This is a genomic window from Bradyrhizobium ottawaense (genome assembly GCF_002278135.3).
Classification (GTDB): Bacteria; Pseudomonadota; Alphaproteobacteria; order Rhizobiales; family Xanthobacteraceae; genus Bradyrhizobium; species Bradyrhizobium ottawaense.
In genome coordinates this window covers 3831634-3855494 of the sequence record NZ_CP029425.2, presented here as the reverse complement: position 1 = coordinate 3855494, position 23861 = coordinate 3831634, and the positions used below count along the sequence as shown (strand labels likewise).

General features: G+C 64.6%; 18 protein-coding genes and 1 pseudogene. 8 read left to right on the top strand and 11 right to left on the bottom strand.

The features are described from left to right. Nucleotides 1-99: 99 nt before the first annotated feature. Together CIT37_RS18420 and CIT37_RS18415 are read right to left on the bottom strand one after the other, a co-directional pair. Nucleotides 100-3123, bottom strand: coding sequence for an adenylate/guanylate cyclase domain-containing protein (locus CIT37_RS18420; protein WP_246554606.1), 3024 nt, complete (start codon nucleotides 3121-3123; stop codon nucleotides 100-102). 669 nt (nucleotides 3124-3792) lie between these two features. Beyond that, entirely contained in the window at nucleotides 3793-5145 is a 1353-nt protein-coding gene (locus CIT37_RS18415) for an Nramp family divalent metal transporter (RefSeq protein WP_095426326.1), read from the bottom strand. A gap of 167 nt (nucleotides 5146-5312) precedes the next feature. On the opposite strand from CIT37_RS18415, the gene CIT37_RS18410 reads away from it, so the two are divergent. Beyond that, complete coding sequence (locus tag CIT37_RS18410; protein WP_028144268.1) at nucleotides 5313-6557, top strand: MFS transporter; 1245 nt, start codon at nucleotides 5313-5315, stop codon at nucleotides 6555-6557. Nucleotides 6558-6673: 116 nt separating this feature from the next. Here the strand turns inward: CIT37_RS18410 and CIT37_RS18405 are convergent, their stop codons facing one another. Further along, a complete protein-coding gene (locus CIT37_RS18405; protein ID WP_028144267.1) occupies nucleotides 6674-7933 on the bottom strand; it encodes an adenylate/guanylate cyclase domain-containing protein in 1260 nt (419 codons plus the stop codon). Between the two features lie 165 nt (nucleotides 7934-8098). Between CIT37_RS18405 and CIT37_RS18400 the strand changes: the two genes are divergently transcribed. Together CIT37_RS18400 and CIT37_RS18395 are read left to right on the top strand one after the other, a co-directional pair. Then, nucleotides 8099-9256 carry an MFS transporter gene (locus tag CIT37_RS18400; protein ID WP_028144266.1) on the top strand — a complete coding sequence of 386 codons (1158 nt, stop codon included), beginning with the start codon at nucleotides 8099-8101 and terminating at the stop codon, nucleotides 9254-9256. 31 nt (nucleotides 9257-9287) lie between these two features. After that, nucleotides 9288-9479 carry a hypothetical protein gene (locus CIT37_RS18395; protein WP_028144265.1) on the top strand — a complete coding sequence of 64 codons (192 nt, stop codon included), beginning with the start codon at nucleotides 9288-9290 and terminating at the stop codon, nucleotides 9477-9479. A gap of 5 nt (nucleotides 9480-9484) precedes the next feature. Here the strand turns inward: CIT37_RS18395 and CIT37_RS18390 are convergent, their stop codons facing one another. Together CIT37_RS18390 and dmeF are read right to left on the bottom strand one after the other, a co-directional pair. Continuing rightward, on the bottom strand, nucleotides 9485-10315 hold the full coding sequence (locus tag CIT37_RS18390) for an N-acyl homoserine lactonase family protein (protein ID WP_095426325.1): 831 nt from the start codon (nucleotides 10313-10315) through the stop codon (nucleotides 9485-9487). A 79-nt stretch (nucleotides 10316-10394) separates the two neighbouring features. Beyond that, nucleotides 10395-11348, bottom strand: coding sequence for a CDF family Co(II)/Ni(II) efflux transporter DmeF (gene dmeF, locus CIT37_RS18385; RefSeq protein ID WP_095426324.1), 954 nt, complete (start codon nucleotides 11346-11348; stop codon nucleotides 10395-10397). A 194-nt stretch (nucleotides 11349-11542) separates the two neighbouring features. Here dmeF and CIT37_RS18380 point away from each other — a divergent pair, with 194 nt between their 5' ends. Together CIT37_RS18380 and chrA are read left to right on the top strand one after the other, a co-directional pair. After that, nucleotides 11543-12361, top strand: a complete 819-nt coding sequence (locus tag CIT37_RS18380; protein ID WP_028144262.1) for a chromate resistance protein ChrB domain-containing protein — start codon at nucleotides 11543-11545, stop codon at nucleotides 12359-12361. Further along, nucleotides 12361-13746 (top strand): chromate efflux transporter, encoded by a 1386-nt coding sequence (gene chrA / locus CIT37_RS18375; protein WP_095426323.1) that lies wholly within the window; start codon nucleotides 12361-12363, stop codon nucleotides 13744-13746. Before CIT37_RS18380 ends, chrA begins: the two co-directional genes overlap by 1 nt. 155 nt (nucleotides 13747-13901) lie before the next feature. On the opposite strand, the gene CIT37_RS18370 is transcribed toward chrA, so the two are convergent. Both CIT37_RS18370 and CIT37_RS18365 read right to left on the bottom strand, forming a co-directional pair. Continuing rightward, nucleotides 13902-14129, bottom strand: coding sequence for a hypothetical protein (locus CIT37_RS18370; RefSeq protein ID WP_026202141.1), 228 nt, complete (start codon nucleotides 14127-14129; stop codon nucleotides 13902-13904). A gap of 178 nt (nucleotides 14130-14307) precedes the next feature. Continuing rightward, nucleotides 14308-14490, bottom strand: coding sequence for a hypothetical protein (locus CIT37_RS18365; protein ID WP_038950900.1), 183 nt, complete (start codon nucleotides 14488-14490; stop codon nucleotides 14308-14310). A 256-nt stretch (nucleotides 14491-14746) separates the two neighbouring features. Between CIT37_RS18365 and CIT37_RS18360 the strand changes: the two genes are divergently transcribed. The 3 genes from CIT37_RS18360 (at nucleotide 14747) to CIT37_RS18350 (ending at nucleotide 15967) form a co-directional block, all read left to right on the top strand. Then, complete coding sequence (locus CIT37_RS18360) at nucleotides 14747-15061, top strand: dodecin family protein (RefSeq protein ID WP_271591059.1); 315 nt, start codon at nucleotides 14747-14749, stop codon at nucleotides 15059-15061. 165 nt (nucleotides 15062-15226) lie between these two features. After that, nucleotides 15227-15538: a hypothetical protein gene (locus CIT37_RS18355; protein WP_095426322.1), complete on the top strand. Its 312-nt coding sequence runs from the start codon at nucleotides 15227-15229 to the stop codon at nucleotides 15536-15538. A gap of 210 nt (nucleotides 15539-15748) precedes the next feature. Beyond that, complete coding sequence (locus tag CIT37_RS18350; protein ID WP_143279312.1) at nucleotides 15749-15967, top strand: hypothetical protein; 219 nt, start codon at nucleotides 15749-15751, stop codon at nucleotides 15965-15967. A gap of 182 nt (nucleotides 15968-16149) precedes the next feature. Here CIT37_RS18350 and CIT37_RS18345 read toward each other — a convergent pair whose 3' ends face one another. The 4 genes and pseudogenes from CIT37_RS18345 to parC form a co-directional block, all read right to left on the bottom strand. Next, nucleotides 16150-17502, bottom strand: coding sequence for an adenylate/guanylate cyclase domain-containing protein (locus CIT37_RS18345; protein WP_095426321.1), 1353 nt, complete (start codon nucleotides 17500-17502; stop codon nucleotides 16150-16152). A 351-nt stretch (nucleotides 17503-17853) separates the two neighbouring features. Next, nucleotides 17854-18459, bottom strand: a complete 606-nt coding sequence (locus CIT37_RS18340; protein WP_152036339.1) for a hypothetical protein — start codon at nucleotides 18457-18459, stop codon at nucleotides 17854-17856. A 1184-nt stretch (nucleotides 18460-19643) separates the two neighbouring features. Further along, nucleotides 19644-21188: pseudogene (locus CIT37_RS18335) on the bottom strand (GMC family oxidoreductase). A gap of 374 nt (nucleotides 21189-21562) precedes the next feature. After that, complete coding sequence (gene parC, locus CIT37_RS18330) at nucleotides 21563-23821, bottom strand: DNA topoisomerase IV subunit A (RefSeq protein WP_028144255.1); 2259 nt, start codon at nucleotides 23819-23821, stop codon at nucleotides 21563-21565. Nucleotides 23822-23861 lie beyond the last annotated feature (40 nt).

Here is a 23861-nt window from a genome sequence, read left to right as displayed (position 1 = left end):
TTCGCAATGCCCTCGGACGGCGATTGGCCCAACAGAAGATCCCATAGGAGAGGCTGCGGAGCCCCGGCGGCATTGCATCAGGAGTGCCAGCTGAGATTTTCATGCTGCGTACCCGTCCTTCCGCCGATCTGCGAGCGCCGCAGCGGCCCGTTTCCGGTAGTGAGGCATACCCAGACGCTCCGCCGCCTCGGCGGTTCGCTTGAAATGCGCTTCGGCCCCGGCCTGATCGCCGGCCTGCCGCAGCGTTTCGGCGAGCTCGTACAGGGCTTCGGTCTGGTGTCCGTATTCCTCAGCGGCCTGCTCGACCGCCTTGCGTCCGACAGCGATCGCATCATCCAGTCGTCCGAGCTTGCGATAGGCGACACCCAGGCTCACGCGCATGAACGTCCTGCCATAGGGGCCGGCCGCCTCGTAGATGCGATCGGCGAACCCCTTCTCCAGCATGGGCACCGCTTCGGCAGCCTTGCCATTGCGCGCCAGCGCGCTGCCGAGAACGCCGGTGCACACGGACAGCATCGTCGGCACGTTGTGCGTCATGCATTGCTGCACACCCGTGCGCATCAGGGACTCGGCACGGTCGAGCTCCTCGCGTTCGACCCAGATCTGCGATTGGACCGTGTCGATCAACAGACGGGAATATGGGTGATCGATGTTCGACAGAATCTCATAGCTCTTGGCGCAGAAATCGTCCGCGGCGCCGCCATCCCCGAGGCGCCACAGCGTGCTGGCATGAAATGCGTACAGGTTGATGATCGGAATCGCAGCCCAGCCGGACTGGACATAATGCGCCGACAATTCCGGTTCGTAGTCCGACAGCAGGATGTGACCTTCGGCCGCCGCGTCCGCGTACCGCCCGAGCGCATGCAGATGCATGAGGCGGGTCTGATGCGCCGCCATCATCATGTGACGACGCTGTGCGAGGCGAGCCGCTTCCAGTCCCTGCGAAGCGTACCCCAGACCTTGCTCGAAACGTCCGCGCATCCACAGAAACACCGCCGTCTCGGTCGAAACCGCCGCCCTTGCACGCTGATCGTTCAGTTGCACGGCGATGGCTTCAGCCCGCTCCATGTTGTCGAAGATCTCGTCGATCTGCCCGAGAGCCAGCATTGCGCCAATGGCCTCCAGCCGAAGCGCGAGCTCCAGGGTCTGGGCGGTCGTCGCGCCCTCGACGCGCCGTGCCGCCTGGATGCCCTTTTCCAGCAGCTGGACGGCCTCCTGATTGGCCGAGCGCGAGATGGCACGAGCCATCGACTTGACGGCGAATCTTGCCGCCTGTTCCCATTCCTCGCCCCCGAAGGCATGATGAGCCAGTGCCGGCGCGGCATCGACATCGGCGGCCCCGGGCTGGGCGTGCAGCGCCAGGAAGGCCTGGCGATGAAGTGCCTTGAGCCTGGCGCGCGTGAGCACCCCGAGCACGACGTCACGGACCAGCGCATGGCGGAACGCGAAGGCGTGCGATCCGTGCGAGCCCCTCGCCTGATCCGGACTCGTCAGCAATCCGGACGCGACACAAAGGCCTAGCAGTTCTTCGGCGCGCTCGAGGTCCACGGCCTGCATCGCCGCAACCAAATCGTGCGTGATGGGATCGCCCAGGATGGCCGCAGCTTCGAGCGCCGATTTTGCGGCTTCGGGCAGCCTGTCGACCCGCGCCCCGATCACCGCCGCAATGGAGCCCGGCACGCGCAGCTCTCCGAAAGGCCTCTGCAAACGGTAGGCGCCCGGGGTCCCTTCCAACGACCCGTCATCGATCAGCGTGAAGACCAGTTGCTCCAGGAAGAAGGGATTGCCGTCGGCACGCGCGACCAGTTCGGTCATGACGCCGAGCACGGACGGATCATCGCCGAGACAGGCGCGCGCGAGCTGGAGCATTTCTCCGTCGCCCAGCGGCTCGATCACGCGCTCGGAAAACCAGGATGCTCGACGCCACTGATGGTCGAAATCCGGGCGATAGGTGACGCAAATCAGGACCGGCAGCGCCTGAAGTTTGGGAAGCAGGCCCTCGAACAGCCGCCGGCTCTCGCGGTCGGCCAGGAAGACGTCCTCGAGCACGAGCAGGAACGCGCCGGACCGCACGCGTCTGCGCACGAGCCAGAGCAGCGCCTCGCCGATCCGGCGCCGTCGTTGCGCCGGGTTCAGCGCCAGCCAGGCCTCATCCGGCGCCGCAAGTCCCAAGAGATCATTGACCGCCGCCAGATGCTCGGCGCCGTCATCGGGCCATTTCGCGATCAACGTCTGCTTGGCGGAATGCCGAATGTCCGCCGCGCTGGTTTGCGGAAGCCCGACCAAACTTGCGGTCAGATCGGTGGCGGTGCTGTAGGCCCGCGTGCTCGCATATCCTCTCGCCTGGGAAAAGCAGACTTCAACCCCCTCCCGCGCGAGGCTGTCCATCCAGTCGACGATCAGGCGCGACTTGCCGATCCCGGCATCGCCGCACAACCCGACGGTTCGCATTCCGGACCTTTGAACGGTCTCCAGGGCCCCTTCCAGGATCCTCAACGTGTCTTCGCGTCCGATCAGAGGCGCCCAGCGCTGTTTCCGCGTCAACGGCGCTGCCGCCGAACTTTCGGTCTCGACCACGACTTCATGCACTTCGATCGGATCATCCAGTCCGCGCACGATCCGCACGCCGGCCGTACGCGTGTCGATCTGCTGCGCGACCAGCCGCTGCGTCGCGGCGCTGATCAGGATGCCTCCGGGCGGCGCCATCTTCTCAAGCCGCGAGGCGAGATGGATTGTCTTTCCGTCCGCGCCGTAATGGGACCACCGGTATTGTCCGACGATACCGACCAGCACCTCGCCCGAATTGATACCGATGCGCAGCGTCGGGCTGACAACGCCTCCGACGTCATGGGCTGGAATGGATGCTCTCTGCATCTTGAGAGCGGCAAGGCACGCCCGCAGGGCGTGGTCTTCCTGCGCCACGGGCGCGCCGAACAAGGCGACGAGGCCATCGCCGAGCAACTGGCTCACCGTGCCGCCATAGGTCTCGACCGCCTCAGCCAGCCGGTCCAGTGCCCTGCCGAGATAGGCGCGGGCTTCCTCGGGGTCGACATGCTGCAAAAGGGAGGTCGAGTTGCAGACGTCGACGAACAGCACGCTGACCTGCTTGTTTTCAGTCAGCATCTGCGAGCGAACGGGAAGATGATGGTGCAGCTGGACGACGTGCGCATCGCGCTCCGGGGCGCCCGGCTCCTCCGCGTTACAATTGAGACTCGCGCCACATTGAGAGCAGAAGCGATGCTCGCGGGAAATACGGGCTGAACAAGCGGGACACCTGGTCACGGCAGCACACACTCATCAATGACTTGAACGAAATTACCAACGCGTTCTGGCTTGAACATCGCCCCTTCGGGGCGTGAACCCGCTCAGCAGAAAAACAAGCTGTCGATCAATCCAAACGATCAAACCAAAAATTTCGTGCGCCAACCATATTCGCGCACAACCGATAGATGAGCCCGGAGATTTGCAGTGGCCGCTCTTGGTCCGGCGCAGGACCCGCCGATCATCCCGCCGGAAGCAAAATCAATGCTGAAACAGGGGTTATTATTGTACGCCCGGTCAGCAATTGCAACTAGTATACGCGCGCCGCACAGATTGAAAAGTGACAGTTTGCCAAATCGAGTTCCGACGCCAGGTTTTGCAACCCCTGCGCGCGAAACGGAAGCAACGTCGCCAGCCAACACATCAAACCGGGCAGACGCTCGCTTTCGCAAAGGTCATGCTCGCTGCCTGATCGGGGGGCCGTCCGGGCAAGGCCCACTTGAACGGGCCGGACAAATAGCCGCCGCCCCCTTACCCGAACAGCGTATCCACCAGCAGCTTCACGTTCAAAATCACGATGACGCCCGCGACGATCCACGCGATCGCCGCGACATATCCCGGAATCGCAAACTGCCCCATCTTGCGACGGTCGGAGACGAAGCGGACCAGCGGGATCACCGCAAAGGGCAGCTGCATCGACAGCACGACCTGGCTGAACACCAGCAGATCCGCCGTGCCGCGCTCGCCATAGATCGCCGTAACAACGATCACCGGAACGATGGCGATGCCGCGCGTGAGCAGGCGGCGCGCCCAGCTCGGCAGGCGCAGGTCGAGAAAGCCCTCCATCACGATCTGGCCGGCGAGCGTCGCCGTCACCGTCGAGTTGAGGCCGGAGGCGAGCAGCGCCACGGCGAACAGCGTCGAGGCGATGCCGAGGCCGAGCAGCGGCGACAGCAGCTCGAAGGCCTGGCCGATCTCGGCAACGTCGGAATGGCCGCTCTTGTGGAAGGTTGCGGCTGCGACCACCAGGATCGCGGCATTGATGAACAGCGCCAGCATCAGGGCGATGGTCGAGTCCGTCGTCGCCCATTTGATCGCCTCGCGCCGGCCGGTGTCGTTGCGCTCATAGGCGCGCGTCTGCACGATCGAGGAATGCAAATAGAGATTATGCGGCATCACCGTCGCGCCGATGATGCCGATCGCGATGTAGAGCATTTCCGGGTTGGTGAAGATCTCGCTCTTCGGCATGAAGCCGTGCAGGACCTCCGCCACCGGCGGCGCCGCAGCCACGATCTGGACCGCGAAGCAGACCGCGATCACCGCCAGCAGCGCGATGACGAAGGCTTCGAGGAAACGGAAGCCGCGGTTCATCAGGAGCAGCAGCAGGAAGGCATCGAGCGCCGCGAGCAGCGCGCCGCCGATCAGGGGAATGCCGAACAGGAGTTTGAGCGCGATCGCCGTGCCGATGACCTCGGCGAGATCGCAGGCGATGATCGCCGCCTCGCAGGCCAGCCAGAGCAGGAAATTCACCGCCGGCGAATAGGTGGCGCGGCAAGCCTGCGCAAGGTCGCGGTCGGTGACGATGCCGAGCCGTGCCGCCAGCGACTGCAGCAGGATCGCCATCAAATTCGAAAGCAGGATGACCGACAGCAGCGTGTAGCCGAATTTGGAGCCACCGGCGAGGTCGGTCGCCCAATTGCCGGGGTCCATGTAGCCGACTGAGACCAGATAGCCTGGGCCGACAAAGGCGAGCAGCCGGCGCCACCAGCGGCCAGCGGCCGGAACGGCGACCGTGGCGTTGACCTCGGCGAGACTTTTGGTGACGGGCGCATCAGCGCGCCAGCCGGCGGCGTCGGGACTCAAATCAGGCGATCGGGCATCCATGGGGCGAGAATACCGAAATCGAGTCTTATTGCAACTCATTTGCAACTGCATCTAGCGGCATGGGTTCCCGTTCCTGCCGTTATTCGCCGCCGTGTCGGGAAGCGGGTGGGTTTGACGGCCGTTGGCGCCGGATACTGGCGCCTACCCGACTTTGCAGGAAATGAGCCATGTCAAACCCGCCTCGCCTCCCCGACACCTTTGGCCGCCTCGCCTGGTCCAACCTCGCGGCGCAGTCAGCCGAGCAGATCGCGTTGGCCGCAGCTCCCATCGTCGCCGTGCTCACGCTCGGGGTCGCCGAAGGCCAGACCGGCCTGTTGCAGACCGCACTGACCCTGCCCTTCGTGCTGTTCGCGATCCCGGCCGGCCTGCTCGCCGACCGCATCTCGCGTCGCTCGCTGATGGCCGGGGCCGAGGCGCTGCGGGCGGTGGCCCTCGGGACAATCGTGCTGCTGCTCGCGCTCGGCGCCCTCAATCTTCCGCTGCTGGCGCTGCTCGGCTTCGCAGCCGTGTGCGGCACAGTGGTCTACAGCGTGGCCGCGCCGGCGCTGGTGCCGTCCTTGGTCAGCTCTGACCTCCTGCCGGCGGCGAATGCCCGCATTGAGCTGGCGCGAACCGTCGCCTTCGCAAGCGGACCCGCCCTCGGCGGCGCACTTGTGGGATGGTGGGGCGCCAGCCCGGCCTTCGGCTTTGCCGCGGCGCTCTCGGCCATCGCTGTCGTGCTGCTCTCGGGCATCTTTGAACCCGCGCGTGCCCCCGCCCCGCGGCGCCATCCGCTCCAGGACATCCGCGAAGGCGCGGCCTTCGTATTCCACCATCCGCTGCTGCGGCCGGTGTTCATCACCCAGTTCATCTTCAACACCGGCTGGTTCCTGCAGATCGCGGTGTTCGTGCCCTATGCCGTGCGCCATCTCGGCCTCACCGCCGCCGGCGTCGGCACGGTGCTGACCATGTACGGCGTCGGCATGGTGATCGGCGCGCTGTTCGCAACGCGCGTGATGCAGCGGCTCGCGTTCGGCACCGTCGTCGGCCTCGGCCCGGTCACGGGTTTCGTTGCAGCTGTTGTGATGGCGCTGACGGTACTGATCCCCTCGCCCTGGCTCGCGGCGTTGAGCTTCTTCCTGCTCGGCGTCGGGCCGATCCTGTGGGTGATCTCGACCACGACGCTGCGCCAGTCGGTGACGCCGCCGCGCCTCTTGGGCCGCGTCTCCGCCATCAACATCATGAGCTACGGTGCCCGCCCGCTCGGCTCGGCGCTGGGCGCGATCGTCGGCGGCCTCTGGAGCGCGGAAGCCTGCCTTTATCTCGCGGCCGCCGTATTCGGCGTGCAGGCGCTGGTGATCTGGCTGTCGCCGGCCGTGGCGCTGGACCGGCAGCCGGACATGGTGGGGGATGAGGTGGCGGTGCGCTGCTAGTTACGCCGACATTGCGAGGAGCTCTTCGCGACGAAGCAATCCAGAATCCCTCCGTAGAAAGACCCTGGATTGCTTCGCTGCGCTCGCACTGACGGTGTGTGTTTGCTGCAGCCGGGCTAATTCGCCAGATATCGCTCGTAGCTCCCCGTCACAGGCTCGCTGGCATCGACCTCGGGATCGAGCGTGTAGAGATCCTGCGCGCGGCCGATGCCGCGTAGCGCGTAGCGGCCGGTGGACACGAGATAGCGCCGGCCGGCGGCATCCAGGCCCTTGTAGAATTCCGCCGATGCCAGCAGCTCGCGGTCGACCGAGCGGCTCATCGAGGCGATGCGGCTGACTTCGTTCACCGTCGGCCCGACAACCGTGAAATCGAGCCGGTCCTCGCTGCCGATATTGCCGTAGAAGACCTCGCCGACATGCAGGCCGATATAGGCCGACGTGGTGGGACGGCCGTCGGCCTCCCGCCGCCGGTTCAGCGCCGCGACGTTCTTGCGGAACAGATGCTCGGCGCGGAGCGCAGCGCGCCGCGCATCCGCCATGTCCTCACCCCAGAACATCGCGAGCACGCCGTCGCCGATCAGCTTGAGCACGTCGCCGCCGGCCTCGTGGATCGCGTCGATCACGGCCTGCGCATAATCGTTGAGGAACGGGATGATCTCGTCGGGGCCGATGCTCTCGCTGATTCCGGTCGAGCCGCGCAGATCGGAGTACCAGAGCACGGCGTTGATGCGCTCGGTGACGCCGCGCGAGATGCGGCCGCGCAGCACCTGCTCGGAGGCGTCGCGGCCGAGATAGACGCGCCCGAGCGTGCGCGCGATGTCGACCTGCTGCGCCGATTTGATCGCGAGCCCCAGCACCGGGACGAGATCGCGCAGCGCCTCCAGCTCACCCTCGCTGAAGCCGCTGTCGCGGCGCGTGGTCCAGCAGGAATAGAGGCAGTCCATCAGGCCGAGCGCGCCATTCTCGCCGAAGCGGTGCACGAAGGCGAGATAGTGCTTGTGGCCCTTTTCGGCGAGCTCGCCGATCTGCGAGAAATCCATCGACGGCGCGTCGGCCAGATCGATCACCATCTCGTCGTGGCCGTGCTCCAGCATGTGGAAGAACACCGAGCGGCGCCAGCTTGCGGCGGCGTCGCCCTCGGCGGTCGAGCCGTATTCGAACGCGTCGCTCTCGTTGCTGGGACGGTCGCTCCAGCGGAAGCCGCGGCCCTCGTAGATCGGATGCAGCGTGTCGATCACGACCAGCGCACGCGACAGCTCCAGCCCTTCGGCGCGGCAGCGCTCGCAGAAGCCGCGGAGCAGGTCGATTTCGGGAAGGCCCGTGAGCCCCTGGCCGGTCAGCCAGTTCATCAGCGCAAGGCGCGAGGTCAATTGCATACGCCATTATGGCGTGCATTCGTGACGAGCGGAAGGCCACGCGCGAACGTCATGCAACCAAGGCGCCCGCCTGCAGCAGGTCGAATATGCCGCAACCGCTGTTGACGCACTGTCGTGCCGGCTGCAAATGGAACCGATGTCCCTGCCGACCAGAAATACAAGACTATGAGCCAGCGCCAGCTTCCGATCATCCTGGCGCTCGGGACCACGCAGACCCTGGCCTGGGCGTCCAGCTATTATCTGCCGGCGCTGATCGCCGATCCCATGGCGCGCGACCTCGGCGTCTCCTCCAACTGGATCTTTGGCGCGTTCTCGGCCTCGCTGGTGATCTCGGCGATGCTCGGCCCGCGCATCGGGCGTCAGATCGATCTTGTCGGCGGCCGGCAGGTGCTGTCGGCTTCGAACCTGACGATTGCCGCCGGCCTCGCGCTGCTTGGCTTCGCGCATTCCGTCCCGGTGATGGTGATCGCCTGGCTCGTGCTCGGAATCGGAATGGCGATGGGGCTCTACGACGCCGCCTTCGCCGCCCTGGGGCGCATTTACGGCACCGAGGCGCGCAGGCCCATCACGGGTATCACGCTGATGGCGGGCTTCGCCTCCACCGTCGGCTGGCCGCTCACGGCCTGGGGCCTGTCGCATATCGGCTGGCGCGAGACCTGCTTTGCCTGGGCGGCCGCCAACATCCTGATCGGCCTGCCGCTCAATTTCTTCGTGCTGCCGACGATCAAGGGCGCCAAGCAGGCGGCGGCCGCGGCGGAGAAACCGCATCTGCCGCTCGACCGCACCATGATCCTGCTCGCCTTCATCTTCGCGGCGGTCTGGACCGTCACCGGCGCGATGGCCGCGCATTTCCCCCGCATCCTCGAGACGACGGGCGCAACGCCGGTCGAGGCGATCGCGGCCGGCGCGCTGATCGGCCCGGCGCAAGTCGGCGCGCGCATCCTGGAGGCCGGCTTCCTCAGCCGCTTCCATCCGTTGTGGTCGACCCGGCTCGCCTGCCTCACCCACCCGATCGGCGCGGTGATCGTGGCGATCTTCGGCGGCGCCGCGGCGAGCGCGTTTGCGCTGTTCCACGGCTCGGGCAACGGCATCTTGACGATCGCGCGCGGCACGCTGCCGCTGTCGATTTTCGGCCCGAAGGATTTCGGCTACCGTCTCGGCATCATCGGCGCGCCGGCACGCATGGCGCAGGCGGTGGCGCCGCTGACCTTCGGCCTGCTGATCGACCTCATGGGCGCCAAGGTGCTGATCGTCTCGTCCGCGCTCAGCCTGTCGGCGCTGGCGGCGCTGTTCCTGGTTCGCACCAAGCCGCGGCCCGATTGACCATGCCCGAGGTTTCAAGCACAAGCGGGCCATGACCGAGGACGCTGGCCCGCCCCGCACATTCAAAAGCCTCCTGCGCTGGGCCACCACCCCGCCGCAGGCCTGGGGCGTCTACCTCCTCGCCCTCCTCTTGATCTGGCTGATCTCATTCTACGCCGGCACCCTCAAGCCCAAGAAGACGCCGGACGCGAGCCCGCCCACAGTGACGGCACCAAAAACCTAAGCCGGCTAATCGTAAAACTCCGGCGCCATTTTCTGGCTGTCGCGCTGGGCCTTGTCGTGGTTGATCCAGAGCTGCGCCTTCTCCTTGGCCAGCGTGTCGGCGATCTTCTGCATCGAGGCTGCGCTCTGGTCCTTGTTGACGTTCATGCTGGGGACGCGGCGGTTGTCCCAATTATCTTTAAAATGGACGGTGTCGCCCGACAGCACCACCGCGCCGGTCTTCGGCAGCTTCACCAGCAGCGACTGGTGTCCGGGCGTGTGGCCGGGCGTCGACAGGATGGTCACGCTGCCGTCACCGAAGACGTCCTTGTCGCCTGTGAGCAGCTCCACCGGGTGCGAGGGCTTGAAGCGCGGCTCGTTGTTGGCGCCGGGCCAATCATATTCTGCCTTCTGCACGTAGAGCGTCGCCTGCGGGAACAGCTCGACATTGCCGGTGTGGTCGGGATGCGTGTGCGAGACCGCCATCGCCTTGACGTCATCGGGCTTCAGCCCAAGCTGTTCGATCTGGGCGGCAAGCGTCTTCGGCCGGCGCCAGGTGACGGCCTTGGGATCGGCGGGCACGAGACCATTGGGCATGCTTGCGACGGAATCGGCGATGCCGGTGTCCCACAGGAACCAGCCCTTGCTGTGCTTGACGAGATAGCAGGTGTCGACGAAGTCCATCGTCTTGCCTTCGTTCAAGCCTGGCGTCCAGCGCGAGATATCGCCTGCGGTGCCCTCGCCGCAGTTGAGCACATAGAGCTTCTCGACGCCGGCCTTTTCCGATTGCGCCTGCGCCGCGGAACCGGACAAAGCGAGTGCAGCGATGGCGACAGCGAACGTGATCCTGGGCATCATTGTTCCTCCGGTACAGCCATGCGGGCTGCGACCGAGGATCAACCCCGGCCGCGCCGCGGAATTCCGCTTGCGGTTCACGTCAATGCGGGCATGTCTCGACCTCCACCGTGATGTGGCTGAGGCCCTTCAATCCGGCGAGCCGCCGCTTGTAGACCGCCGGCTGCTTCGGCTTGTCGGACACCACCGAGAGCAGGACGGCACAATGGCCGGGGCCGACCTGCCAGAGATGCAGGTCGGTGACGCGGTCGTCGCCGACCTCCATGCGCGCCCGGATCACCCGCTCCAGCTTCTCGTCGGCGCGCACGTCGAGCAGCACCGCGCCTGACGTCTTGATCAGTCCGAACGCCCAGCTCGCGATCACCACGCTGCCGATCAGGCCGACCGCCGGATCGGCCCAGACCCATCCCGAATACATGGCGACGGCAAGAGCTGCGATCGCCAGCACCGAGGTCGCGGCATCGGCCATGACATGGACATAGGCCGCGCGAAGATTGTTGTCGTGATGATGGTGATGGCCGTGGTGATCATGGTCGTGGGCGTCATGTGCATGGCTGTGGCCGTGATGGTGATGATCGTGGCTGTCGCGCAGCAGCCACGCGCTGGCGAGATTGACGCACAGTCCGAGGGCGGCCACCGCGATCGCCTCGCCATAGACGATCGGCACCGGATTGATCAGCCGCAGCACGCTCTCATAGGCAATCTCGACCGCGATCAGGCCGAGGATGATTGCGCTGGCGAAGGCGGCGAGATCGCCGAACTTGCCGGTGCCGAAGGTGAAATGCGCATTCCCCAGGTGCCGCCGCGCGAATCGATAGGCGAAGGCGGCGATCCCGAGCGCGGCGGCATGCGTGCCCATGTGCCAGCCGTCGGCCAGCAGCGCCATCGAGCCGAACAGCGAGCCCGCCACGATCTCCCCGACCATCATGACCAGCGTCAGGACGACCACGAACCAGGTGCGCCGCTCGTTCTCGTCGTGCTTCTGGCCGAGGAAGGCGTGGTCGTGGGTCCATTGTTCGATGGAATGGGAATGCATCGAATTCTCCAGGAGATTCAGCTCTGTTGGCGGACAGTATAGTCGCCGTGCATCACTTTTCGAAGGTCCAATCATCCCGCGGATTGACAGTGCTTCTTAGTTTCGCTGTAATCCGCGCCATGGGGATTTGAGCGATCTCCCCACGAGGCGACATGCCCAAGTATCGCGTCCCCCGGTTTTTGCGAGGACGCATCATGTCTACGTTCACGACCATATCATCTGACAAATTGGCACGGCTGATCGGCACGGCGAACGGCCCTGCCCTGATCGATGTGCGCACCGACGAGGATTTTGCCGCCGACCGACGGCTGATCCCCGGCTCCATCAAGCTCAGCCACGACAATGTGACGGACTGGGGCGGCGACTTCGCCGGCCGCCGGGCCGTCGTCTCGTGCTTCCGCGGTGAGAAGCTCGCGCAGGGCACGGCGGCCTGGCTCCGCCAGCTGGGCGTGGAGGCCGAGACGCTGGAGGGCGGCTTCGAGGGCTGGAAGGCGGCCAAGCTGCCTCTGGTCGACGCCCGCAAGCTGCCGCCACGCGATGCCAAGGGCCGCACCGTCTGGGTCACGCGGGCCCGACCCAAGGTCGACCGCATCGCCTGCCCCTGGCTGATCCGCCGCTTCGTCGATCCCAATGCGGTGTTCCTGTACGTGGCGCCGTCCGAGGTGGTCGCCGTCGGCGAGCGATTCAATGCTGCCCCCTTCGACATCGAGAACGTGTTCTGGAGCCACCGCGGCGAGCTCTGCACTTTCGACGTGATGATCGAGGAGTTCGGCATTGCAACGCCGCCTTTGCTGCGGCTGGCCACGCTGGTGCGCGGCGCCGACACCGCGCGGCCCGACCTCGCGCCGGAGGCGCCCGGCCTGCTCGCGGCCTCGCTCGGGCTGTCGCGGATGTATGACGACGACCTCGCGCAGCTCGAGGCCGGCATGACGCTGTACGACGCCTTCTACCGCTGGTGCCGCGACGCCACCACCGAGACCCACAACTGGCCGACCAACAAGGTGAAGGCTTAATGGACACCCGTAACGTTCAAGCTGGGGCTGATGCCGGTCACGGCATCAGCTTCGGTGAAGCCTTTCGCGTCTGGCTCCGCGTCGCCTGCCTGAGCTTCGGCGGGCCTGCGGGCCAGATCGCGGTGATGCACCGCATCCTGGTCGAGGAGAAGAAATGGATCTCCGAAGGCCGCTTCCTGCATGCGCTGAACTACTGCATGCTGCTGCCGGGACCGGAGGCCCAGCAGCTCGCGACCTATGTCGGCTGGCTGATGCATCGCACCGCCGGCGGACTGATGGCGGGCGGCCTGTTCATCCTGCCCGGCATCATCGCCATCATGGGCCTCAGCTACATCTACGCCATCTACGGCAATGTCAGCTTCGTCGAGGCGCTGTTCTTCGGGCTGAAGGCCGCCGTGCTCGCCATCGTCGTCGAGGCCGTGGTGCGCGTCGGCAAGCGCGCGTTGAAGAACCGCGTCATGATCGCGCTGGCGGCAATCGCCTTCGTCGCGATTTTCTTCTTCGCGGTTCCCTTCCCGATCATCATCATCGCCGCCGGCCTTATCGGCTACGCTGGCGCGCGGAGCGGCCGTCCCGAATTCGCCCCCGCCGGTCACGGCCATGGCGACAGCACGGCGTTGATCGACAGCATGCTCGGCGAAGCCGTGCCCGAGCATGTGCGTCCCAACACCGCGCGTGCGATCGGCGTCGGCGCGTTCTGGCTGGCGCTCTGGCTCGTGCCGGTGGTCGTGTTGCTGCTCGCGCTCGGGCAAGGCAACGTGTTCAGCCAGATCGCGCTGTTCTTCTCCAAAATGTCGCTGGTGACTTTCGGCGGCGCTTATGCCGTGCTGGCCTATGTCGCCCAGCAGGCGGTCGAGCACTATCATTGGCTGAAGCCGCACGAGATGCTCGACGGCCTCGGCATGGCCGAGACCACGCCGGGCCCGCTGATCATGGTGCTCCAGTTCGTGGGCTTCATGGCCGCGTTCCGCGATCCGGGCGGCCTGTCGCCGTTGTTGGCTGCGACGTATGGCGGACTGCTCGCGACCTGGGTCACCTTCACGCCCTGCTTCCTCTGGATCTTCGTCGGCGCGCCCTATATCGAGCGGCTGCGCGGCAACACGGGATTGGCCGGCGCGCTCAGCGCCATCACCGCCGCCGTCGTCGGCGTGATCCTCAACCTCTCGATCTGGTTCGCGTTGCACACGCTGTTCCGCGAGACGGTGCCGGTGCATGCGTTTCCGCTGGATTTCGACAGGCCGGTGCTGACGAGCGTCGATCTCCCCGCACTGGTGCTGGCAATCGCGGCAGCAACTGCGATCTTCCGGTTCAAGCTGGGGATGCTGACCGTGCTTGCGGGCTCATGCGCGGCCGGGGTGGCGCTGCGGATGGCGGGGGTGATTTGAGGCACGCACGCGTCGGTTCGTTGTGTCCGGTTTGCGGTTGGAAGGCGACTTCGAAGCCGGCGGAGCTGGATGGTGGCTTTGGGCCAGGAAGAGACACGGCCCCAGCACATTGGCGCCGCCAGATAACGGGCGACGCCCGAGACATTCATTTCAGCTCAGATGGCAGCTCCGGCCAGCAAGAAAGTGCCGCCAAGTGCGACCATCACAAGTCCAGGCCAGTTCGATTTGATGCCGAAGCCGCCACCTGGCCTTTCAGGCTCCAGCGTGTCACGCCCGGAGCGAAGCCACCTTCCACCGCTGAATCGGCCTCGCCAGATGGGCTGAAACGCCATCTGGAGTATGCCGCCGAAAACAAGCAGCACACCAAGCCATATGAGGGTCATGCTCACCTCCTCTACCCGTGAACGCCGATAGAGCTGCGCCGAAACTTTGGTCCATTCAGCGTCTATCCGCGGCTCTCGAAATCAGACCGACCTTGAAAGCCGCCGGACGCACCAGTGCGCCGCACGCAAGGCTGGGGATCGCCCTCACCGAAGCTCAGGCTACCTCCAAGCATCCCGCCTAGTCTTCGTCCGGCTCGCGCACGACCGGCGATTCGTCGGTTTCCTCATCCTCTTCGTCCTCATCCTCTTCGTCGTCATCTTCTTCGTCGTCATCAGGATCTCGAGGCGGCATCGCGTTGCTCATAACCGCGAAGACATGCCAGTCGATCCTGGCGGGAACCAGCTCGGGGAGTAGGGTCATGTTGTTGCTCCTCGGATGTGAGCCCTGGGGCACTTTACCCCTTTTTCGGCGAGGCAGGTGACCGAGATGGTCCGCGTGCGAGCCATAGCTTCCTTCCAGAGTTTCCTTGGGGCATCTTTCTCGCGCTCGGCACGAGCCATAACCGTTTTGCTTGAGCGTGAGCTTGCGCGCCAACCGGATCGTGCTGCGGTCCGGGCAGACTGAAAAGAGACAGCCAATCGGACGCTTTTCCATCGATCCGCCATGAGCGGACACGATGGCGCAGGCCCGGCAGTCCATTCGGAGCCAAGAGCCGCGTATCAGCGTCGAGATCCTGATGCTAGATTTCCTCGGTCATACCGAACAGGAGGACGACATGCCTGATAGCGTCTACAAGGTCATAGAACTGGTCGGTACCAGCAGCGACTCGTGGGAGAAGGCGGCCGCCAATGCGGTCGAGCAAGCTGCGAAATCTCTCCGGGATCTTCGCGTTGCAGAGGTCATCAAGCTCGATATGCAACTGGATGAGAACGGAAAAGTTGAGGCCTATCGCGCCAAGCTCAACGTATCGTTCAAGTTCGAGGGCTCCTGAGCCTCAGCACCTCGGCCTCCACTTGCGGGGCGAGGATGGCTCACTGGAAAAGGCGCGTTGCGCGGTCCGCCCAACCGGGCGGTGTGACCCATCCCGGAGTAGGCCCTAGTCCGACTAGGGCCGATGTGCTTTGATGCGTGCGGGCGTGTGGCGCGTGGTGGCCCCATGTACATGGTCATTCGCAAGTATACCAAGGTTCGTTCGGTAGCGGACGCTGCTCGCCGCGCCAAGAGCGGCGTCGGCGAGATCCTAAGGCAATCGCCCGGATTCAAATCTTACTATGTGCTGGATGCGGGCGACGGTGCTGGTATCGCCGTGATGATATTTGACGACCGCGAAAGCGCCAATGCAGCAAATGCCAAGATACTGGCGTTTGTTCAAGCAAGTCTACCTGACCTCGATCTTGGAGTTCCCGAAATCACAACCGGCGAGGTTTTGGTGCACATAGAGCCTAATGGGTCCTCGGGCATAAAGTAGCCGTAAACGCCGCCAGTTGCGTCGGAGCGCCGCCCTCTTGCTGATGTCGTCGAATTTCGGACTCGCGCCTTGTAGCGAACCGAATGCGTCTCATTCATCCGCCCATGGTCATCGCACAGAGTGATCCCATGGGCGGTCCAATCGCGTACCGTCCGATTCTCAAGTGCGCTACCTGGTTGGGTAGCAGAATGGCCGCAGGAGAAGCCGATCATGACTGACGATCAGGTCAATCTCGTCGTTCAGCACCTTTGCGAGCAATTGCACCTTGCGCTCCGATTGAAGAACACCGAGGCACATCCACCAAATGCCAAGGATATTGGATTTGATGCTGCCTCTGTCAGAACTGTATTGCTGACCGGGTTGCGTTCGGCGGATGTCACGATCCGCCACGAGGCAGCCGGGACGAGCGAAGAGCCGCCGTGGTCCTGAACGCAAAACGAGCGACAGACGCCCAGCGCCAATGTCTCAGTTGGGGTCAAAATGCGAAGAACTCGGGGTGAGCAGATCCAGTCCGCCATGCCGCACGGAGCGGACGTCAATCCGAGAGCGCGTCGCTTCGCTGATGGGCCAACAAGCGACATCGCAGACTTGGCCTAATATGAAAGAGGCCGTCAACCGAAGCGCTCGCCCGTTACGGCGCGGAACAGACGCCAACGGTCGGGGACTCCCTTGAGCAGGTGAGTACCTTTCTCTTCGAAGGCCAATCCGGATCCTGCCACGAGATCGCGGACCGTTTGCGAGACCAGAACTTCACCCGGGGCAGCTAGCGCCGCTACACGCGCGCCAATATGTACAGCAATGCCGACAATGTCGTGAGCGACGAATTCGCATTCGCCGGTATGCAAACCGCAACGGATCTTCAGATCGAGCGGGCGCACCGCATCACGGATTGCGCTGGCGCAACGCACGGCGCGGGCCGGGCCGTCGAACGTGGCAAGAAACCCGTCGCCGGCGGTGTTGATTTCGCGCCCTCGATACTGGCCGAGCGCGCCCCGCGCTTTGGCATAGAACGCATCGAGCAGCACGTGCCAGGCGCCGTCGCCGAGTGCGGCGGCGCGTTCCGTCGATCCCGCAATGTCGACGAACAGCACAGTCGCAAGCACCCTGTCGGGCTCCGCTGTTTGCCGATGCCCGGTGACGAACTCTTCGACCTCGTCAAGAATTGCATCCTGATTGCCAACCCAGACCATATGGTCCTCGCCGTTGAGCTCAATCAGTTTGGCGCGCGGAATCCGCTGGCTCATGTAGCGGGCATGCTTTACGTCGATGACGCGGTCGTCGGTGCGATGCAAAATCAACGTCGGTACGCGCGTGACAGGCAGGATATCTCTGACATCGATGTCCCGGTTCATACGCATGATTGCAGACGCCGCGCCTGGGCTTGCCGAGGCCCTGAAGTAGGCAGCAATTTGCTCGACTGCGTGCTTGTTCCCGGCAACGCTGGGCGCCCACATCAGCAAACTCATTGCATCAGTCGTGCCCCAGTGGTGCTCTATGTCATCCAGGAAAGTGCTCCACTGCGCATCTGTCCATGCGAATGTATAGTCAGGCGCCCACGAGCGTCGTGCATAGGTGCCGTAAAGCACCAGAGCCGACGTGCGCTCGGGATAGGTCGCCGCATAGAGCAACGACATCGGACCGCCCTCTGATATTCCGAACAAGGTGGCCTGTCGGGAGCCGACCTGGTCCAACACTGCCTGCACGTCGTGCATCCGCTGTTCAAGCGTGAATATCTGGGAGCCGCGATCGGACATTCCGGTGCCGCGTTTATCGAACATGATGATCCGCGCAAACCTTGCAAGCCTGCAGAAAAAGGCGGTGCGCGCCGGCGATTGCCAGAGCGCCTCAAGATTGGAGACAAAACCCGGGACGAACAGCAGGTCGCGCGGACCGTCACCAATCACCTGATAGGCAATATGGACGTCGTCACTTTTAACATAGCGAGTGGCCGGGATGTCAGCCATGCTGGCCTACTGCGTGACAAAAACCGCGCGACGCGAGTGTCGCACCTCATTCCGCGTCAGGCCAGCGAAATTCAGTCGAAAATTGATGTGCTCGACCGCCGCACGGCCGGTAGGAAGCGATTGAGGGAATCGATGGTGACACCCAATCGGCCGCGACGTCTGCTTCGGGTCAAAAGCCGCGCCTCCAGCCGAACCAAACGATGTCCGCTCTACCTCTGTGGGGCGACATTCCAATGACCAGCGAGACCTTCGGCAAGGGGCAAAAGCGGACCTTGGCGCCCGAAGTGGCGTCTGCTTTATGACCGAGAGACAACGTCTCTTTAGCGCCAGATTGAGCGGATAGCTGCCACTTCAATTCGTCGTGGTCTTGCCGCCGCGCATGGACACGAGCTTTTTCTCACGAAATCGGAGAACGAACCATGCGGTCTCATCGAAACCGTCCGCGAGCTTTCCTTCGTGGTAATACACCATCTGAGCAGCTTCCGACTTCGACGGCGGTCCCAGCGCCTTGACTACCTCCAAACGCGACATACCCAAATGCAGCTTGCCGTCGAAGACGAGGGGCGCGAACTTTTCCGGGATGATGGCGCAATCTGCCGAGGTCTCGGTGTCTTTCTCGGTGAGCTCTTCCACGACCTCTGTGACAAGATGGTCCGGGCCGCCCATCTCTCCGCTGGACACGACCCATAATCGATGCTGCGCGCGCCTATAGCACAGCCAATAGATGCTACCTCCAGCGTCGCCCTGGTGTTGGACGGTCCCTTCGCCCACGGCTTCACGAACCGCGCCGAGCCGCGTCTCCTCGAAGCGGCCGGCGAATGCGCCTAGCGAAAAGCGGGTCGCCAATCTCTTCACGACTGTCGGCGGCACGCGCTCGAACGCATGTTCGCTGACTGGGGGCGGAGGTGTCTGCGCGGAGCAGTCGCCCGCGGGGATCGCGAAAAGGAGAAGCAGCAAGAAGAACGTCTTTCGACCATCAACTCCGAATTGCCTTACATTGAAGGTTGAGCGCTTCTGCATAGCTCGATTGCTCACCATTTTTGGCTCAAAGCCTTCTTCACTCGCCCGATCGCTTCTGCGGCGTCGGGAGCGGCCGAAGATAGCCTATTGCTATTTCCCCGAACCCTCTTCGACCCTTGGTCGGGGTCACAATTCAAATGGTTCATACACGAACTCGGTCAGCTTCCGGTCCGGGTCGCAAGCCGTCGATGGCGACCAAGCGGAACGAGTTCCGCTTTGCCCTTGGAAGCTGCCATTCGCGAACACCCGTCCTCAAAAAAACGCTCGTCGCAGCGCGCCCGTCGGGCAAAACAGCCGGCCAATTCCGCTACGTCGCCTGTCAAGCCCCGTCCCGCAAAATATTCCACTTTACCGAAATTCGGATTTGTCGTACAGACTGATCACCCTGGCCCGAGACGAGGGGCGGATCGCGATCGTCACGAACCGCGGGCTGGGCAGCGATGGACGCGACGGCGTCGGGCGCGATGGGCATTGCAGGGCGGCTTCAGCCGTGAGCAATGGCTTTCCGCGCGAACGACACGACGCTGACAGCGTCTTCGCATGGCTTCGGGGGCGAGCACACGCCACCCCTCGGATTCCCAGCGAGGACGTGCGCGGACGGAGAAGTCGTGTGGTCCCGACGCCCGGGGTCTGTGCGTCAAGTCTTGCGGTGATGTGGCGGCCGACCGGCGCGCGCATCGATCATCCGCAAGGCGACGGGGGCAATAGTGCAACGCTCCCCGAGGAGAGCACGAAGGACACCGTTAAAACCATTCGCGCAGGGAAGGCCGGGCGACCGGCATCACCTGTGGTCCACCCCGTGTGCATTTCTGTCGCGCACGGATCTCGGGTGCCAGCCGGCGCCCGGCCTTCCCTGCGCCCTTGTCATTTTCGAGGGCGTGCGAGAAGCAAGACTCGGGCGAGACGCGCCGCGAGAATGCGAACGTGCGCCTGCTGTTGGAAATGACCATTGACGTGACGGTGGCCTGACCTCACCCGCGGTGTCGTCGCCGGCTTGACCGGGCGACCCAGTATCTCAGAGGCAATCGTGACGGATAAAAGACGCCGCGGCGTACTGGATGCCCCGGTCAAGCCGAGGCATGACACCGGTGTTGTGACGCCCTGCGCCTCCCTCAATTCCGCTACCGCATCATCATCCGCGCGATCGCTTCGCCGATCACCACCGTGGTGAAATGGGTGTTGGCGCGGCAGTCGGACGGCATGATCGAGGCGTCGGCGACACGCAAGCCGGAGATGCCTTTCACGGCGCCATCAGGATTGACCACGCCGTCGGCATCCCCGGCGCCGCTCATGCGACAGCTGCCGGCGGCGTGCTGGATGTCGCCGGTCTCACGGCGCAGCACCGCATCGAGTTCGTGATCCGGCAGGGCAGCTGCCTGCGGCAGCGTCAGATCGGTGTCGGCGAGCCGGATCCAGTCCGCGATGCCTGAGAGCGCCGACTGCGACGTGATCACGGCGAGCCGTCTCACCGCATCCATCATGCGCAGCATGTCGCGGGGATCGGCCAGCATGTTCTCCTCGACCACGGGATCGATCGCGGGGTCGGTCGAGGCCAGTTTCAGCGTGCCGCGCGAATAGGCGTTGAACAGGCCCGCACCGATCGCCCCGGGATTGCCGATGCCGCGATGATTGAAGGCGATCAGGATCATGTCGCGCTTGCCGCCCTCGGCGAGACCCGAGGAATAGGTCACGCAGCAATTGGTGTGACGGGTGTCGGGGTCGGTGGGACGCAGTTCCTCGCGAAGCTGAATCGTGGTGCGAAACAGCGGGTGATCGAAGTAGTGGCGGCCGACCGGCAGGTCGCGCGCGACGCCAATTCCCATCGCCTTCAATTCCTCGGCCGGGCCGACGCCCGAGCGCAACAGGATCGCCGGACTGTGGATGGCGCCGGCGCACAGCACGATCTGCCGCGCGCTGATCTCGTGGGTGCCCTGCCCTTCGACATGAACACGGACTCCGGTTGCCCTTCCGTCGCTGATCAGGACGCGATCGACCAGCGCATGGCCGCGGATCTCCAGATTGGCGCGCCCGCGCGCCGGCTCGAGATAACCTTCATTGGTGCTGATGCGGCGGCTGTTGCGGCTGTTGATGGGATAGCAGGCAACGCCCTCGCCGTCGGGGCCGTTGAGGTCGGCTCACCAGGGATAGCCGCTCGCCAGCGCCGCATCGCGCAAGCCACGATCGATCGGTCCCCAAGTCTCCGGCGCCGCGCGATAGACCGGCAGCGGCCCGCCGCGGCCGTGGCCCTCGGCATCGCCGAACTCCAGATCGTCCTCGATCACGGAGAATAGCGGCATCACCTCCCTGGCCGACCAGCCGCTGCAGCCATTGGCGGCCCATTCGTCGAACGCATCGGCAACGCCGCGGATCGCGATCTGGCCGTTCATCATCGAGGAGCCGCCGAGCCCCTTGCCGCGCCAGTAGAAGCGCGCCTCCTGCCCGGCAACGCGCCGCGACAACAGATCAGGCCACTGCCATTTCTCCTGGTACTCGCGCTTGTGGATGATCGGGATCGGATTCGGCGTCCGCACCTCCCAGGGCGCCTCATCGGCGCGCCAGTCGCGGCCGGCCTCAAGCAGCAGCACGCGCCGCGCAGGATCCTCGGACAGCCGTGCCGCAACAGCCGCGCCAGCGGAGCCGCCGCCGACAACAATGACATCGTACATCGCGTTAGGTCTCAACGGAGAATACCGGGATGGCTGATGATATCAGCAGGATGGCATTTGGACAGTGGCGCTTTCGCCGCGCGTCATTGCGAGGAGCGAAGCGACGAAGCAATCCAGACTGCCGCCGCGGAGAGATTCTGGATTGCACCCGCCTTCGCCAAAGGCTTCGGCGGACAAGTCGCTTCGCTCGCAATGGCGAAGGGGAGACAGATGTGTACCACACATTGACGAGTGCCCCGGACGCAGCGCAGCGCCACTTCGGCGGTGCGTTGCAGAGCCGGGGCCCATGTCTCAGAGCAATCCGTGCAGCATGGGTCCCGGCTCTGCGCAGCAACGCCAAGAGCGTTGCAGCGCGTCCGGGACGCGAGCCCGCCCTACCCGATCCCCCGGCCGAACTTGTTCGACTTCGGGAAACCCTTCGGCGGCAGGCGGCCGGCGTCGGCGCGGGTGCCCTGCCACTCCGCCAGCTCCTTCATGGTCGCGGAGAACTCGCGGCCCGCGGAGTCCTTCCAGGTCAGGCCCGCCTTGGCCTCGAACACGGCAACGTCGGAGAGATCGCCGTCCTTGTACTTCTGCAGCCGCACGCCGCGGCCGCGCGCCATCTCCGGCACCTGGTCGAGCGGGAAGATCAGCATCTTGCGGTTCTCGCCGATGACCGCGACGGTGTCGCCCAGCACTTCGGTAACCACGCGCGCCTCGTTCGGCATGTCGACGTTGAGGACCTGCTTGCCCTTCTTGGTGGTGCCGACGCAATCGTCCTCGTTGACGACAAAGCCCTGGCCCTCACTGCTCGCGACCAGGAATTTGCGTCCGCCCTTGTTGACGAACAGCGCGACGGGCGCCGCCTCCTGCTCGAGGTCGATGAACAGGCGGATCGGTTCGCCGTGGCCGCGGCCGCCTGGCAGCTTCGCGACATCGAGCGAGTAGAACTTGCCGTTGGTGGCGAACAGCAGCAGCTTCGAGGTCGTCTCGGCGAAAAACGCAAAGCCGAGCTTGTCGTCCTGCTTGAAGGCGAGCCCCGAGAGATCCTCGACATGGCCCTTCATGGTGCGGATCCAACCCTTGTCGGAGACCACGACCGTCACCGGCTCGCGTTCGACGAGGGCCTCCTCCATCGCGGCCAGATCGTGCTCGGGCGCGTCGGCAAAAGTGGTGCGGCGCTTGCCGAGCGGCGTCTTCGGTCCGAACATGTCGCGGACCTTGCCGACCTGCTCGCCGACCTTCTTCCACTGCTCGGCTTCCGAGGCCAGCACCGCGTTGATGCCCTTGAGTTCGGCACGGAGGTTCTTGTCCTCGGTGCGGATCTCCATCTCCTCGAGCTTGCGCAAGGAGCGCAGGCGCATGTTGAGGATGGCTTCGGCCTGCACTTCGGTGAGCTTGAACTCCTTCATCAAGGCCGGCTTCGGCTCATCCTCGGTGCGGATGATCTTGATGACCTTGTCGATGTTCAGATAGGCGATCAGGAGGCCGCCGAGGACTTCCAGCCGGTGCTCGATCTGGGCCTTGCGGTAGTTGCTGCGGCGGATCAGGACGTCGCGCAGATGGTCGAGCCATTCGCGCAGGCACTCCGCAAGACCCACCACCTTGGGCACGCGGCCCTTGATCAGCACGTTGAGGTTCAGCGGAATCTTGTTTTCGAGCTCGGTGAGGCGGAACAGCGATTCCATCATCAGCGCGGGATCGACGTTCTTCGATTTCGGCTCGATGACGATGCGGACGTCTTCGGCCGATTCGTCCCTGATGTCGCCGACCAGCGGAAGCTTCTTCTGGTCGAGCAGCTCGGCGACCTTCTCGATCAGCCGCGACTTCTGCACCAGGAAGGGAATCTCGGTGACGACGACGACCCAGGCGCCTCGCGCGCCCTCCTCCTGCTCCCACCGCGCGCGAACGCGGAACGAGCCGCGGCCGGTGGTGTAGGCTTCGGCGATGGCCTGCTTGGAATCGACGCAGATGCCGCCGGTCGGGAAATCGGGCCCCTTGACCCACCGCATCAGCGCCTTGGACTTGGCGTCCGGCTTCTCGATCAGATGCAGCGCGGCTTCGCAAAGCTCGGCCGCGTTGTGCGGCGGGATCGAGGTCGCCATGCCGACCGCGATTCCCTGCGCGCCGTTGGCGAGCAGGTTCGGGAAGCCGCCGGGCAGCACGACCGGCTCCTTCGACTGGCCGTCGTAATTGGCGCGGAACTCGACGCCATCCTCGTCGATGCCGTCGAGCAGAAGCCGCGCGACGTCGGTCATGCGCGCTTCGGTGTAGCGGTAGGCGGCGGGATTATCGCCGTCGATATTGCCGAAATTGCCCTGGCCGTCGACCAGCGGATAGCGCGAGGAGAAGTCCTGCGCGAGGCGCACCATGGCGTCGTAGATCGCCTGGTCGCCATGCGGATGGAACGAGCCCATCACGTCGCCGACGATTTTTGCGGATTTCTTGAAGGCCGTGCCGGGGTCGAGCCTGAGCAGGCGCATGCCGTAGAGGATACGACGGTGAACCGGCTTCAGGCCGTCGCGCGCGTCGGGCAGCGCGCGGTGCATGATGGTGGAGAGCGCATAGGCGAGATAACGCTCCTCGAGCGCTTCACGCAGCGGCACCTCGTGAATTTCGGCCGGTTCTTCCGGCGGAACGATTCGTTTTCCCATGCCGCCCGGTTAAACCGTGGAAGCGAATCGGGCAAGGATG